This window comes from Streptomyces scabiei 87.22 (assembly GCF_000091305.1).
Lineage (GTDB): Bacteria > Actinomycetota > Actinomycetes > Streptomycetales > Streptomycetaceae > Streptomyces > Streptomyces scabiei.
The window spans coordinates 3,483,790-3,499,255 of record NC_013929.1; the positions used below are offsets into that span (position 1 = coordinate 3,483,790).

The 15,466-nt window shown below is 72.9% G+C and carries 8 protein-coding genes; 3 read left to right on the plus strand and 5 right to left on the minus strand.

Annotation, left to right across the window (positions count from 1 at the left end):
- The first annotated feature begins 59 nt into the window (after window positions 1-59).
- Window positions 60-302, plus strand: a complete 243-nt coding sequence (locus tag SCAB_RS14595) for a mycoredoxin (protein ID WP_037728487.1) — start codon at window positions 60-62, stop codon at window positions 300-302.
- A gap of 13 nt (window positions 303-315) precedes the next feature.
- On the opposite strand, the gene nudC is transcribed toward SCAB_RS14595, so the two are convergent.
- From nudC to SCAB_RS14620, 5 genes are all read right to left on the minus strand, one after another.
- Entirely contained in the window at window positions 316-1,263 is a 948-nt protein-coding gene (gene nudC, locus SCAB_RS14600; RefSeq protein ID WP_013000848.1) for an NAD(+) diphosphatase, read from the minus strand.
- Between the two features lie 96 nt (window positions 1,264-1,359).
- Window positions 1,360-2,781, minus strand: a complete 1,422-nt coding sequence (locus tag SCAB_RS14605) for a dipeptidase (RefSeq protein ID WP_037728484.1) — start codon at window positions 2,779-2,781, stop codon at window positions 1,360-1,362.
- Between the two features lie 10 nt (window positions 2,782-2,791).
- A complete protein-coding gene (locus SCAB_RS14610) occupies window positions 2,792-6,433 on the minus strand; it encodes a UvrD-helicase domain-containing protein (RefSeq protein WP_041669210.1) in 3,642 nt (1,213 codons plus the stop codon).
- A 58-nt stretch (window positions 6,434-6,491) separates the two neighbouring features.
- Window positions 6,492-9,989 carry an ATP-dependent helicase gene (locus tag SCAB_RS14615; RefSeq protein ID WP_086022861.1) on the minus strand — a complete coding sequence of 1,166 codons (3,498 nt, stop codon included), beginning with the start codon at window positions 9,987-9,989 and terminating at the stop codon, window positions 6,492-6,494.
- 308 nt (window positions 9,990-10,297) lie between these two features.
- Window positions 10,298-10,663: an MGMT family protein gene (locus SCAB_RS14620; protein ID WP_037728478.1), complete on the minus strand. Its 366-nt coding sequence runs from the start codon at window positions 10,661-10,663 to the stop codon at window positions 10,298-10,300.
- Window positions 10,664-10,848: 185 nt separating this feature from the next.
- Here SCAB_RS14620 and SCAB_RS14625 point away from each other — a divergent pair, with 185 nt between their 5' ends.
- Complete coding sequence (locus SCAB_RS14625; protein WP_013000853.1) at window positions 10,849-13,647, plus strand: lysylphosphatidylglycerol synthase transmembrane domain-containing protein; 2,799 nt, start codon at window positions 10,849-10,851, stop codon at window positions 13,645-13,647.
- A gap of 224 nt (window positions 13,648-13,871) precedes the next feature.
- Window positions 13,872-15,416, plus strand: coding sequence for an alpha/beta hydrolase (locus tag SCAB_RS14630; RefSeq protein ID WP_013000854.1), 1,545 nt, complete (start codon window positions 13,872-13,874; stop codon window positions 15,414-15,416).
- Window positions 15,417-15,466 lie beyond the last annotated feature (50 nt).

Below are 15,466 nucleotides of genomic sequence, written 5' to 3' on the forward strand. Positions count from 1 at the left end.
CGCGTACGTTCCACTCACTGCGACCAGCACCCCTCAGACCGTGAAGGAGCGCCAGGGACATGGCGGGCACTGTGACGATGTACAGCACCACGTGGTGCGGCTACTGCCGTCGGCTGAAGAGCCAGATGGAGCGGGAGGGCATCACGTACAACGAGATCAACATCGAGCAGGACCCGGAGTCCGCCGCCTTCGTGGAGAAGGCGAACGGCGGGAACCAGACGGTCCCCACCGTCCTCTTCCCGGACGGCTCCACGCTCACGAACCCCTCGCTGGCGCAGGTCAAGCAGAAGATCGGCGCGTGACCGCGGGCGGGCTCTAGCCGATGTGGCTTCGCGTCGGCAGGGGCTTGCCGTACCAGAGTTCGATCAGTCGGGCCGCGATCGAGATGCCGTAGGGAGGCAGGACCTCCCCGGACTCGAACGCGGCCCGCAGCTCTTCCCTGGAGAACCAGCGGGCCTCGTGGATCTCGTCGCCGTCGACGTCCACGGTGGTCGAGGTGGCACGGGCCATGAAGCCCAGCATGAGGCTGGAGGGGAAGGGCCAGGGCTGACTGGCGACGTACTCGACCTGGCCGACGGTGACGCCGACCTCCTCGTGGACCTCACGCCGCACGGACTGTTCGATCGACTCGCCGGGCTCCACGAAGCCCGCGAGGGTGGAGAAGCGTCCCTCGGGCCAGTGGACCTGGCGGCCCAGGAGGATGCGGTCGTCGTCGTCCGTGACCGCCATGATCACCGCGGGGTCGGTGCGCGGGTAGTGCTCGGCGCCGCAGGCCTGGCAGCGGCGGATGTGGCCGGCCGCCGCGATGACCGTGCGCTCGCCGCAGCGGGAGCAGAAGCGGTGGGTGCGCTGCCAGTTCTCCAGGCCGACCGCGTGGGCCATGAGACCCGTGTCACGCGGCGACAGCAGCATGCCTGCCTCGCGCAGGCCCGCCGGGCGCGCGGACTGGTCCATGCGGCCGGGGAGCGCGTCCTTCTGGAGTGCGAAATAGCTCACACCGTCGGTGTCGGTGCCCAGGAAGTAGCGGTGTGCCTCGGTGAGCGGCGCCTCGAACGAGGGCGTCATGACGAGTTCGGTGATGCCGTCCGGGGTCTCGTCGATGAGGACCTGGCCGCCGGAGACCACGAAGCAGCGGGTGGTGGGGTGGCTCCACGCCGCCGCGAGCCAGGCCTCGTCGAGCCGGTGGTGGGCGGCCCGGTCGATGCCGCTGGGGGCGGTGAGCGCGATGGGGCGGTCTGCGGTGTGGTCGGTCCAGGTGGTCACGGGTGCTTCCAACTCCCCCGGTGGAACGGTTGATGGGGCGGGCGGTGCGGACGGACGGGCGGTGCGGCGGGCGGGCTCGGGTGTGCGGAGCCTTCTTCAGTGTCCCTCGCGGGGGCTCCGGGCCAGCTCGCCCCAGAGGTACGCGCTGGTCTCGACGCCTTTGAGGAGCAGATCCAGTTCGACCTTCTCGTTGGGGGCGTGCCAGCCGTCGGAGGGGACGGAGATGCCCAGGAAGAGCACGGGTGCGTCGAGGACCTCCTGGAGGTCCGCGGCGGGGCCGGAGCCGCCCTCGCGCGTGTAGCGGACCGGCTGCTCGAACGCGCGGCCCATGGCCCGTACCAGTGAGCGCAGGGCCGGGTGGTCCAGCGGCGTCAGGCAGGGCCGGGTGGAACCGCTGAAGGTGATCTCGTGGCGGATCCCGGCGGGAACGCGCTCGGCGGCCCAGGCGGCGACGGCCTTGCGGATGTGGTCCGGGTCCTGTCCGGCGACCAGGCGGAAGGACAGCTTCACCATGGCGGAGGAGGGGATGACCGTCTTGCTGCCCGCGCCCTGGTAGCCGCCTCCGATGCCGTTGACCTCCGCGGTCGGACGGGCCCAGACGCGTTCCAGGGTGGTGTGCCCGCTTTCGCCGTGCGCTGCCGTGGACCGGGCCGTGCGCAGCCAACGCTCCTCGTCGAAGGGCAGTTCGGCGAAGAGTTCGCGCTCGCGGTCGGTGAGTTCGGTGATGCCGTCGTAGAAGCCGGGGATCGCCACGCGCGCGTGCTCGTCGTGCAGGGCGGCGACGAGGCGGGCGATCTCGGTGGCCGGGTTCGGTACGGCGCCGCCGAAGGAGCCGGAGTGGATGTCCTGGTCGGGGCCGTACAGCCGGATCTCGCACTCGGCGAGGCCGCGCATGCCGGTGCAGACGGTGGGGGTGTCCTCGGCCCACATGCCGGTGTCGGAGACGACGACCGCGTCGGCGGCGAGCCGCTCGACGTGTTCCTCGACGAGCGCGCGGAAGTGCGGGGAGCCCGATTCCTCCTCGCCCTCGATCAGCATCTTCAGGTGGACGGCGGGGGCGGTCCGGCCGGTGGCGGCAAGATGGGCGCGGACACCGAGTGTGTGGAAGAACACCTGGCCCTTGTCGTCGGCGGCTCCGCGCGCGTGCAGGCGGTTGCCGCGGATCACCGGTTCGAACGGCTCGGTGTCCCAGCCGTCGGCGAGGGCGGCGGGCTGCACGTCGTGGTGTCCGTAGACCAGGACGGTGGGGGCACCCTCGTCCTCGGCGGGCCATTCAGCGAAGACGGCGGGGGCGCCCGGCGTCTCCCAGACCTCGGCCGTGGGGAAGCCGGTCTCCCGGAGTTTGGCGGCCAGCCAGTCGGCGCTGCGGCGTACGTCCGGCGCGTGCTCCGGCTGCGCCGACACCGACGGGATGCGCAGCCACTCCACGAGGTCGTCGAGGAAGGCGGCACGGTGGTCCTGGATGTACGTACGGACGACGGTGACGTCGCTGACGTCGCTGTCAACGGACTGGCTCATGCTCACGAGCCTATCGGCCCGCACCGATGTGCTCGTCCGGCGGTTCGTCGGCGACCGCCCCGGTTCGGTACGCGGCCGGTCGCGGCCGGTGTGCGCCGGGAGCCGTCACCGCGTCGGCGCCGGCATCCTCCAGGAGCAGCCGTTCCAGGGCGTCCCGGTCGGGCAGGTTCTCGGGCCGTACGACGTCGCCCGTGCGGACGTACAGGAAGGTCGCCTTGACGGATTCCAGGGGCACGCCCTGCTGTTCGGCCCAGGCGAGCCGGTAGACGGCGAGCTGGAGCGGGTCGGCGTTACGGGTGCGGCTGGTCTTCCAGTCGACGATCTCGTACGTCGTCCCGTCACCGTCGCTCCCCCCGTCGCCGTCGCCCAGGCGGTACACGGCGTCGATGCGGCCGCGTACGACGCGTCCGGCGATCCCCAGCTGGAAGGGCTCCTCCACGCGATACGGCGTGCGGTGGGCGTAGGGGGTGCGTTCGAATGCCTCCTTGAGTGCCTCCAGATCCCGTTCGTCGGCGATCTCCGCCTCGCTGCCGGGCAGCTCCCCGGGCTCCAGCATGGGCAGCCGCAGCTCCTCGAAGCGGGCCTCGACCCAGGCGTGGAAGCGGGTGCCGCGACGCGCCGCGGGCTGCGGGGGGCGCGGCATGGGGCGCGCGAGCTCCTGTGCGAAGCCGTCCGGATCGGCGGCCAGCCGCATCAGCTGCGCCGCCGTCAGCGACGCGGGCAGGGGTACGTCGGTGACCTTGGCGCGGGCCCGCAGGAGTTCTCCGGCGAGGGCGTCCAGGTCGCGGTCCCACGAGGCGACGGTGCGGGCCTCCTCGGGGCTGAGGCCGGAGGCCGCGGGGTGCCTGCGGGCGTGCGGCACGGCCGGCGGTCGCGCGTCCTGTTCCGGGGGGTCCTCGCGCGCGTGCACGACATGTGGGGGCCGGTCCGACGACCAGGAGTCCCAGTCGCCGGTGTCCTCGCCGGGGTCCCCGAAGGCGTCCGCCGGTGGGACGTCGTCCTCGTGGGGCACGTCGTCCGGGTGGATGTCCTCGTAGAAGGGCTCCTCGTCGTCCGACGGAGGCGGCCAGTCCGGATGGTCGGACGAGGGGTGGTCGGAGAAGGGGTGCCCCGAGGCGTGGTCGGCCGGGTCCGTGCCCTCGTGGGACGCGGCCCTCTCCAGGTGGGCCAGTACGGTCGCGGCGGCGGCGCGGCGGCGCAGCAGGGCCGTGTCGTCGAGCGGGAGGGGCCAGGCGTGGTCGGCCGCCGACCGGTGCAGGGCCGGGTTCTCGGCGCCCTCCCCGGGTTCGTCGGCCCATGCCTCGATCTCGCCGTACCCGGCGGCGCAGTGGTCGTGGAGGGCGGTGAGGAAGTCGGACGGTCCGCGCGGGCGCTTCTGGGACGGGCCCCACCAGTGCCCCGAGCCGAGGAGCAGGGAGCGGGGCCGGGTGAAGGTGACGTAGCCGAGGCGGAGTTCCTCGGTGTGCTGGTGGTCCTTCATGGCCTCCTGGAAGGCCTTCAGCCCGCGCGAGTCCCAGGCGCCGACGTCGGGAAGGGTGTCGGCGTCGCCGCGCAGCGTGTGCGGCAGGACCTTCCCCTGTGCCGTCCACTTCTCGCGGCCCTGTGTGCTGGGGAAGGTGCCGGTGACCAGGCCGGGGACGGCGACGACGTCCCACTCCAGGCCCTTGGACCGGTGGGCGGTGAGCACCTTGACGGTGTTCTCGCCGCCGGGCAGCGCGTTGTCGAGGCCCTTCTCGTACTGGGCGGCCGTGCGCAGGAAGCCGAGGAAGGCGAGGAGGGTGGCCTCGCCGGCGCTGTTGGCGGCGAAGGAGGCGGCGATGTCCAGGAAGTTCGACAGGGTCTCGCGGCGGCGGGCGGCGAGCGCGTGCGGGGACGCGGAGAGCTCCACTTCCAGGCCGGTGACGGCGAGCACCCGGTGGAGGACGTCCATGAGCGGGTCGGCGAGCGAGCGGCGCAGGTCGCGCAGTTCGGTCGCGAGCCGGGCGAACCGCACGCGCGCGTCCGGCGAGAACGGCAACCCGTCGTCCTCCCGCTCGGCTTCGAGCGGGAGTTCCAGGAACGTGTCCAGGGCGTCCGCCAGCGAGACCACCTCGGACGGGTCGACCCCCTCGACGGCCGCGGCGAGCCGGCGGTCGGGGTCCTGGTCGCCGTCCACGCGCGCGTGGGAGACGAGCCGCCTGGCCCGGCGGCCGAGGAGGGCGAGGTCACGCGGGCCGATCCGCCAGCGGGGGCCGGTCAGGAGGCGGACGAGGGAGGCGTTGGCGCCGGGGTCCTGGAGGACCTCGCAGACGGCGACGAGGTCGGCGACCTCGGGGAGGTGGAGCAGTCCGGAGAGTCCGACGACCTCGACCGGGACGTCACGGGCGACGAGCGCGCCCTGGATCTCGGCGAAGTCACCGGCGGTACGGCACAGGACCGCGATCTCGCCGGGTTCCTTGCCGGTGCGCACGAGGTGGGCGATCGAATCGGCGAGCCAGTCCAGTTCCTCGGCGTGCGTGTTCAGCAGGGCACAGCGGACCACGCCGTCGCGTTCGGCGCCGCGGGCGGGCCTCAGTGCCTCCACGCCCGCGTGCATGGCCCGCAGGGGCTCCGCGAGGCCGTTGGCGAGGTCGAGCAGACGGCCACCGCTGCGGCGGTTCTCACTGAGTGCCTGGCGGGTGGCGCGCCGGCCGTCGGGGTGGGCGAAGTGGTCGGGAAAGTCGTCGAGGTTGGCGACGGAGGCGCCGCGCCAGCCGTAGATGGCCTGGCAGGGGTCGCCGACCGCGGTCACGGGATGGCCGGTGCCGCCGCCGAACAGTCCGGCCAGCAGGACGCGTTGGGCGACCGAGGTGTCCTGGTACTCGTCGAGCAGGACCACCCGGAACTCGTCCCGCAGGACGCGGCCCACTTCGGGGAGCCCGGCGAGGCGGGCGGACAGGGCGATCTGGTCGCCGAAGTCGAGGAGGTCCCGCTCGCGCTTGGCCGCGCGGTAGCGGACCACCAGCTCGGTGAGTTCGCGTCGGGCCGCGGCAGCCTCGGGGACCTTGCGGAGGTCCGCGTTGGTCAGCGCGACGCCTTCGAGTTCGCGCAGCAGTTCGATGTCGTGGGCGGTCAGGTCCTCGGGCCGTACGAGGTGTTCGGCGAGTTCGGCGTCGAGGGTCAGCAGGTCGCCGACCAGGTCCGGGAAGGAGCGGGTCAGTGCCGGGTACGGGCCCGGCGACTCCCGCAGGACGCGGGCGGCGAGCTGATAGCGGGTGGCGTCGGCGAGGAGCCGGGAGGTGGGTTCCAGACCGATGCGCAGGCCGTGGTCGGTCAGCAGGCGGCCCGCGAAGGCGTGGTACGTGGAGATGACCGGCTCGCCCGGCGGGTGGTCGGGGTCGATCACGTCCGGGTCGGTGATGCCCGCCCTGACCAGGGCCTTGCGCACGCGCTCGGCGAGTTCGCCCGCCGCCTTGTTGGTGAACGTCAGACCGAGCACCTGTTCGGGCGCGACCTGTCCGGTGCCGACCAGCCACACCACGCGCGCGGCCATCACCGTCGTCTTGCCCGACCCGGCTCCGGCCACGATCACCTGCGGGGCGGGCGGCGCGATGATGCAGGCCGTCTGTTCCGGGGTGAACGGGATGCCGAGGAGCTCCTTGAGCTGCTCGGGGTCGCTGATACGGGCGGACATTCCAGAGAGGCTAGCGGGGGCCACTGACAACGGTTGCCGGGCCGTCCCGCGGGCGGCCTCACTCCACCACGTGCCGGCCCTCCGCGCGGGCACTGCACGACGCCCGGAAAGCGCAGTGTGCACAGTGTTGTCCCGCGGTGGGCGAGAAACGTTCGTCCAGGACCTTGCCCGCGGCCGTGGCCAGCAGATCGCCCACCCACTCGCCCTGCAGGGGTTCCTGGGCCTGCACCTTCGGGACGGTCTCGCCGCCGTTCTTCCTGGCGGCGCCCTGCCGCAGCTGGACGAGTTCGGCGCCGCCCGCTTCGGGCCGTACGCCGCCGAAGGGCTCGTCGACGGCTCCCTCGCGGACCGCGAGCTGGTACACGGCGAGCTGGGGGTGGCGGGTGACCTCGCCCGAACTCACGGCCTGTTTGCCCGTCTTGAAGTCGACGACGTAGGCACGGCCCTCGGTGTCGGTCTCGACCCGGTCCATGGAGCCGCGGATGCGCACCTCGTAGTCGCCCGCTTCCAGGGTGACGTCGAAGTCGTGCTCGCTGGCCACCGGGGTGCGGCCCGTGCGGTCCATGACGTGCCACTTCAGGAAACGTTCGAGCGCCACGCGCGCGTGCTGCTTCTCCTGCTCCGACTTCCAGGGCGCGTCGAAGGCGAGCGCGTTCCACACGGAGTCGAGGCGCTCCATGAGGACGTCGAGGTCGGCGGGGGTCCGGCCGGAGGCGACCTCGTCGGCGAGGACGTGGACGACGTTGCCGAAGCCCTGGGCGGCGGTCGCGGGCGCGTCCGCCTTCACCTCGCGGCCCAGGAACCACTGCAGGGCACAGGTGTTGGCGAGCTGGTCGAGGGCGCTGCCGGACAGCACGACGGGCTGGTCACGGTTCCTGAGCGGCACCTTGCTCTCGGTGGGCTCGAACATTCCCCACCAGCGGTACGGGTGGGCCGAGGGCACCAGCGGGCGGCCGTCCTCGTCGCTGAGCGCGGCCAGCCGCGCCAGGCGCAGGGCCGCGGCCTCGCGCAGGGGCTCCGACACGCGCGGGTCCACCGTGGTGGCGCGCAGTTCGGCGACGAGGGAGGCGACGGACAGCGGGCGACGGGGGCGCCCGGTGACGTCCCTGGGCTCGACGCCGAGTTCGGCGAGGAAGCGGGAGGGCTGGTCGCCGTCGTCGGCCGGCGCCTTCACCGCGGTGACGACGAGGCGTTCCCGCGCGCGCGTGGCGGCCACGTAGAACAGCCGGCGTTCCTCGGCGAGCAGCGCGCCCGGGGTGAGCGGTTCGGCGAGACCGTCCCTGCCGATGCGGTCGGCCTCCAGGAGCGAGCCACGACGCCGCAGGTCCGGCCACAGGCCCTCCTGGACACCCGCGACGACGACCAGACGCCACTGGAGGCCCTTGGAGCGGTGCGCGGTCATCAGGCGTACGGCGTCGGGGCGCACGGCCCGTCCGGTGAGGGTGTCGGCGGCGATGTCCTCGGCCTCGATCTCGGCCAGGAAGTTGAGGGCGCCGAGCCCGCCGGTGCGCTCCTCCGCGCGCGCCGCCGTGGCGAACAGCGCGCACACGGCGTCGAGGTCCCGGTCCGCGTTGCGCCCGGCCGCACCGCCGCGCCGCGCGGCCCGCTCCAGGCGCCGGGGCCACGGCGTACCGTCCCACAGCTCCCACAGCGCCTCCTCGGTGGTCCCGCCGCCCGCGAGGCGCTCACGGGCCTTCCGCAGCAGTGCGCCCAGGCGTTGCGCCCCCCGCGCGTACACCGGATCGTGTGCCACCAGTCGCTCCGGTTCCGCCAGCGCGCGTGTCAGCAGTTCGTCCGAGGGGGGTGGGACGGGGTTCCCGCCGGCCCGCTCCTCCTCGCGCAGCGCCCGGCCGAGGCGTCGCAGGTCGGCGGTGTCCATGCCGGCGAGAGGGGAGGCGAGAAGGGTGAGCGCGGTCTCGGTGTCCAGCCAGGAGGTCCGCGGCGGGCCGGGCTCGGCGGACGGGTCGCCGCCCCGGTCGTGAGGTTGGCCGGACGGATCCGCGGACGGGTCGTGGGGTTCCCCGGACGGGTCCCCTGACGGCTCGCGGGGTTCGCCGGACGGGCCGTGGGGCTCCTCGGACGGGCCGTGGGGCTCCTCGACCGGACCGTCGGGGACCGGACCGTCGGGCTCCTCGGCCGGGGCCGCCGCGTCCGCCGTCTCCAGCTCCGCCCGCGCGACCGCCCGCAGGGCCGTCAGCAGGGGCTGGACGGCGGGTTCGTGGCGCAGGGGCAGATCGTCGCCGTCGATCTCCAGGGGCACGCCCGCGGCGGTGAGGGCGCGGCGCATCGAGGGGATCGTGCGGGCGCCGGCGCGCACCAGAACGGCCATCTCGCTCCAGGGGACGCCGTCCTCCAGGTGGGCCCGCCGCAGCACGTCCGCGATGTTGTCCAGCTCGGTGCCCGGGGTCGGGTACGTGTAGACCTCGACGCGCCCCCCGTCCCGTACGGGCCGGAGCTCGCGGTGGGCCCGTACCTTCTCGGCCGGGAGACGGGTGAGCGGCATCCGCTGGGTGAGGAGCCGGGTGGCGGTCAGCAGCTCCGCGCCCGAGCGGCGGGAGTGCCTGAGGACCACGACCGGGGCCGGGCGGCCGTCCACGCGCGGGAAGGCCGAGGGGAACTCCAGGATGCCGTTCACGTCGGCGCCCCGGAAGGTGTAGATCGACTGGTCGGGGTCGCCGAACGCCACCAGGGTGCGGCCGCCGCCCGCGAGGGCCCTCAGGAGGCGTACCTGGGCGGGGTCGGTGTCCTGGTACTCGTCGACGTAGACCGCGTCGTACCGGGCGGCCAGCCGCTCGGCGACGCCGGGGCGGCCGGCGAGGAGCACGGCACGGTGGACCAGTTCCGCGTAGTCGAGCACTCCTTGCAGGTCGAGGACGTCGAGGTACTCGGCGAGGAAGGCGGAGGCCGCGATCCAGTCCGGTCGGCCGATGCGCGTGGCGAAGGCCCGCAGGTCCTCGGGGGCCAGGCCCAGTTCGCGGCTCCGGGCGAGGACCGCACGGACCTCGTCGGCGAACCCGCGCGTGGTCAGGCAGGCACGCAGCTCGTCCGGCCAGCGCACGTGCGCCAGGCCGAGCCGCTCCAGGTCGGGCTGGCCCGCGAGCAGCGCGCGCACCGCCACGTCCTGCTCGGGGCCGGACAGCAGCCGCAGGGGCTCGACGAACAGGTCGCTGTCCTGGTGGGCGCGGATCAGGGCGTAGCAGAAGGAGTGGAAGGTGGTGGCCTGCGGGGCGCGCGCGGCGCCCATGCGCAGGGCCATCCGGTCGCGCAGCTCCACCGCGGCCTTGCGGCTGAAGGTCAGGACCAGGACGCGCGCGGGGTCGGCTCCCCGGGCGACGCGGCCCGCGACGGCCTCGACGAGGGTGGTGGTCTTGCCGGTGCCTGGACCCGCGAGGACGAGCAGAGGGCCGCTTCCGTGGTCAACCACCGCGCGCTGCTCGGCGTCCAGAGGAGGGGGGTTCCTTCGGGCCGGTGGGGTACGCACCAGTCGATAAGCGCCACGACTCCCCTGTCGCACCTCGGGGTGCGACGGGCGCCTGGTGGAGAAAGAGGAGCTCACGTGGTTCGCCGGTCCTGGTGGGTGTGCGAGATGTCACTGCCGGCGCGGCGCGCCGAAGCCGAGGGGTGGTCGGGGGACGGGTGCGCGGCCCACCGCCCGGTGAGAGCGGTGGCCGCGGAATGAGGGGGACACGCGGAGCCGACGCTACGCCGACGAGTGGTGCGGAAGCAGAGCTTCCTCTTGTTCCCTCCCGACTCGCGCGACACATGCGTCCCTCGCCCCACGAACGTACGGCATGCCGCCGGCATCCCCCGCTTCCCCCGAACGGAGCAAGGGGCGCACGGGAGCCGGCCGGGCCCCGACGGCTGTCACCTGCGCTCCTCCGCGTGCCCGCCGCCGTCCCAGCGCGCGCGTCTGATGTCGATGCGCGGCACATGGCCCTCGGCAGCGCGGCTCGCCTCGCGCAGGGGCGTGCCCTCCACGCGGTAGCGGTCCAGGGCTCTCAGCTCGTGCCCGGGCAGCAGGACACCGTCGGAGCGGACGACGCGCCACCAGGCGACCGCCCCTCCGTAGAGGGCCATCACACGGCCCACCTGGCGCGGGCCGCCCTCTCCCAGCCATTCGGCGACGTCCCCGTATGTCATGACACGCCCCGGCGGGATCAGGTCGGTGACCTCGAGGACCCGCTCCGCGTACTCCGGCAGGGCGTCCGCCGGAAGGCTCTCCTCGCTCATCCGGCCCATCCTGCCCCACCCCACCGACAATGGGACAAGGTGGCCGACGCGTGCGTCCCTCGCTCCGGGGGCGGTCTTCGGGCAGACTGTGCGCCCCCGCATTGCACCCTGATGCCCCTGTGTGCCCACCCGGCATGCCACCATCGTGCGGGCGGTGACTGGTGATACGAGACCAAGAAGAGACGATGAAACAGCAGAGCGTGCACCCCGATGACGCGGCGGGCACCTCTGACGCCTCTTCGCGCCCCGACACCGCCGAGGGGGGCGGCGAGGGCACCGAGAACGTCTCGAAGAAGGCCCCGGACCCCGCCCCGGCGGTGGCCGAAACCGCCTCCCCGGTGACACAGGAGGCCGGGGACCGGCAGGTCGCGCCGGACGGTGGACAAGAGGCCCACGCCGAGGAGGTCGAGGGCGACGAACCGCTGCTCCCCGCGCGCGTGCACCGCCCTTCCGACCTCATGCGGCTGTCGGTCGGCATCCTCGGCATCGTCCTGCTGCTGGCGATCGCCGCGTTCGCCCACGGCACCACCTCGGGGCTCGAACAGGACATCAACAAGGGCACCGGCCAGGCGCCCGATCTGCTGATCAAGCTCGCCGGCCTCGGGTCCAGCATCGCCATCCTGCTGGTCCCGGTCGCCTTCGCGATCGAACGCCTGATCAAGCGGGACGGGCTGCGCATCGCCGACGGCGTGCTCGCGGCGGTCCTGGCGCACGGAGTGACGCTGGCGACCGATCTGTGGGTCGCCAGGGCGGCCCCGGACTCGATCCAGGAAGCTCTCACCCAACCCTCACCCGGCGACATCCACGCACTCACCGACCCCGTTCACGGCTATCTCGCGCCGGTCATCGCGTACATGACCGCCGTCGGCATGTCCCGCAGACCCCGCTGGCGGGCCGTGCTGTGGATCGTGCTGCTGCTGGACGCGTTCTCGATGCTGGTCACCGGCTACACCACACCGTTCTCGATCATCCTGACGGTGCTGATCGGCTGGACGGTCGCCTACGGGACGCTCTACGCGGTCGGCTCACCGAACGTGCGCCCGACCGGCCGGACCCTGATGGCCGGCCTCAGACGGGTCGGCTTCAGACCGGTGAGCGCGGCGCGTGAGGAGGTCCCGGAGACGGCCGAGGGCGGTGACCGCGGCCGCCGGTACTTCGTGACCCTGGAGGACGGCCCACCGCTGGACGTGACCGTCGTCGACCGGGAACAACAGGCGCAGGGGTTCTTCTACCGCGTCTGGCGCCGGCTGACGCTGCGCGGCATCACCACCCGTCGCAGCCTGCAGTCACTGCGCCAGGCACTGGAGCAGGAGGCGCTCCTCGCGTATGCGGCCATCGCGGCCGGCGCCAACGCGCCCAAGCTGATCGCGACCTCCGAACTCGGACCGGACGCCGTGATGCTCGTCTACGAGCACACCGGCGGCCGCACCCTGGACTCCCTGGCGGACGACGAGGTCACCGACGCGCTGATGTCGGACACCTGGCACCAGGTGAAGGCCCTGCAGTCGCGGCGCATCGCCCACCGCAGGCTCGTGGGGGACGCGATTCTGGTGGATCGTTCCGGCACGGTGATCCTGACCGATCTGCGCGTCGGCGAGATCGCTGCGGGCGACCTCGTGCTGCGCATGGACGTCTCCCAGCTGCTGGCGACCCTGGGCCTGCGCGTGGGCGCCGAACGCGCGGTGGCCTCGGCGGTGAGCGTGCTCGGTCCCGACGCCGTGGCCGACTGCCTGCCCTTGCTGCAGCCCATCGCCCTCTCGCGCTCCACGCGCGCGACCCTGCGCAGACTGGCCCGGGAACGCGCCGAGCGCGAGCGCGAGGCGGTGCTGGAGGCGTCCCATCTGGCCAAGCAGGCCCGCGCGGAGGAGCACAGCAAGGCGGCGGCCGAACCCGCCAAGGCCGACAAGAAGGCCGTACGAGCCGAGCAGCGGGCGGAGAAGCGGGCGATCGACGAGGCCCTGGAGGAGGCCCGCGAAGAAGACCTGCTCACCCAGATCCGGCACCAGGTACTGCTGATCAGGCCCCAGGCACCGGTCGAACCGGCCCGGCTGGAACGGGTCAAGCCCCGCACCCTGATCAGTCTCATCGCCGGCGCGATCGGCGCGTACTTCCTGCTGACCCAGCTGACCCACATCGAGTTCGGCCCGCTCATTCAGAACGCCGAGTGGGGCTGGGTCGCCGCCGCCGTGTTCTTCTCCGCGCTCAGCTACGTCGCGGCGGCCATGAGCCTGCTGGGCTTCGTGCCGGAGCGGGTGCCGTTCCTGCGGACGGTCGGGGCCCAGGTCGCCGGCTCGTTCGTCAAGATCGTGGCGCCGGCCGCGGTGGGCGGTGTGGCACTGAACACACGCTTCCTGCAGCGCGCCGGGGTGCGGCCCGGTCTCGCGGTGGCGAGTGTCGGCGCGTCCCAGCTCTTCGGCCTGGGCTGCCACATCCTGATGCTGCTCGCCTTCGGCTATCTGACCGGCACGGAGAAGACACCCTCCCTGTCGCCGTCCCGGACCGTCATCGCGGGCCTGTTGACGGTCGCGGTGCTCGTGCTCGTGGTCACGTCGATCCCGTTCCTGCGCAAGTTCGTCGCCACGCGCGTGCGCTCGCTCTTCGCCGGTGTCGTCCCGCGCATGCTCGACGTGCTGCAGCGGCCGCAGAAGCTGGTGACCGGCATCGGCGGCATGCTGCTTCTCACGGGCTGCTTCGTGATGTGCCTGGACGCCTCGATCCGCGCCTTCGGCAACGAGGACGTCTCGATCAGCATCGCCAGCGTCGCCGTCGTCTTCCTCGCGGGCAACGCGCTGGGGTCCGCGGCGCCGACCCCGGGCGGTGTGGGAGCGGTGGAGGCCACCCTGACGGTCGGTCTGATCGCGGTCGGCCTCCCCAAGGAGGTCGCCGCGCCGGCCGTGCTGTTGTTCCGGCTGCTCACCCTGTGGCTGCCGGTGCTTCCCGGATGGCTGGCCTTCAACCAGTTGTCGCGGAAGGGCGCGCTCTAGGCCGACACAGCCCAGGACGCGCACGCGCGCGCGTGGGGGGCGTCCCGCGCTCACCCGGCCCGCGCGCGTTGGCCGGCCGGCCAACGGGCGCGGGCGCCACCCGGCCGACCCTCGCGTGACGCCATGTCCACTCGCGGCCGGCACGCGCGTACCGACACGGCGTCTCTCACCCGCACGGCCCGTGCCCCGGGGCGCATCGACCCGGCCGCCTCCACGATGGGGGCATGCCCACCTCGCCCCGCTCCCGTGCCGTCGCCGTGGCCACGGCCGCCGTCCTGCTCTCCCTGGCGGCGTGCGGCGACGACGTCAAGGGGGACGACACGGACCTGACCGCGCAGAAGCTGAGCTGGAAGACCTGCGAGGCCCCGTCCGAGTCCGAGGGCGGCGGCACCGCGCCCTCCCCGCTGCCCGACGGGGACGAGTGGCAGTGCGCCACCATGAAGGCGCCCCTCGACTGGGACGAGCCCGACGGCGACACCATCGGCATCGCGCTGATCCGGGCGCGCACCAGCGGGGCGAGGAACAGACGCATCGGCTCGCTGGTGTTCAACTTCGGCGGTCCCGGCGGCTCGGGCGTCAAGTCGCTCCCGGCCTCCGCGCAGGACTACGCGACCCTGCGCACCCGCTACGACCTCGTCAGCTTCGACCCGCGAGGGGTCGGCCGCAGCGCGGGCGTCCGGTGCGAGGACGACGAGCAACTCGACGAGTACTTCCAGCAGGACGGGACCCCGGACGACGCCGCCGAGCGGAGGAAGCTCCTCGACACCACCAAGTCCTTCAACTCCGCCTGCGAGGAGAACTCCGGCAAGACCCTCCCGCACGTGCGCACCACGGACGCGGCCCGCGACATGGACCTCATGCGCCAGGTCCTCGGCGACGACGAACTCCACTACTTCGGCATCTCCTACGGCACGGAACTCGGCGGTGTCTACGCCCACCTCTTCCCCCGGAAGGTCGGACGCGCGGTGTTCGACGCGGTCGTCGACCCGACGCAGACGTCGGAGCAGGGCACGCTCGGACAGGCCGGGGGCTTTCAGCTGGCGCTGGACAACTACGCCCGGGACTGCGTGTCGAAGACCGAGGACTGCCCGGTCGGCGACAGCGAACAGGACGTCGAGAACCGGATCACGAAGCTGCTCGACGACCTCGACGCCCGGCCGATCGACGGGATCTTCCCCCGCGACCTCACCCAGACCATCGCCACGAGCGGTATCGCCCAGGCCCTGTACTCCCAGGACCTCTGGCCGTACCTGACCCAGGGTCTCGAACTGGCGTATGAAGGGGACGGCAGCCTGCTGATGTCGCTGTCCGACTCCATGAACGGGCGCAGCGAGAACGGCGAGTACAGCAACCTCACCGCGGCGAACGTCTCCATCAACTGCGCAGACTCCGCGCCGCGCTACACCACCGCCGACGTGGAGGACCGGCTGGGCGAGTTCGAGGCGGCCTCCCCCGTCTTCGGAGACTGGTTGGCCTGGTCCCTGCTCGCCTGCACCGACTGGGCCGTCGCCGGTGCGGCCGACCATCCCGATGTGCGGGCCCCGGGAGCGGCGCCGATCCTCGTGATCGGCAACACGGGCGATCCCGCCACGCCGTACGAGGGGGCCCGGAAGATGGTCGAGGCCCTCGGCGCGGGAGTCGGGATCGAGCTGACGTACCGAGGACAGGGCCATGGTGCGTACAACAGCGGGAACACCTGCGTCCAGAAGGCCGTGGACGGCTACCTGCTCAAGGGAAAGACCCCGAAAGCAGGCACGGTCTGCACATGAATGCGCAGGTCAGAAGGTTATCCACAGGCCGTCTCGGCATTCACGACGGT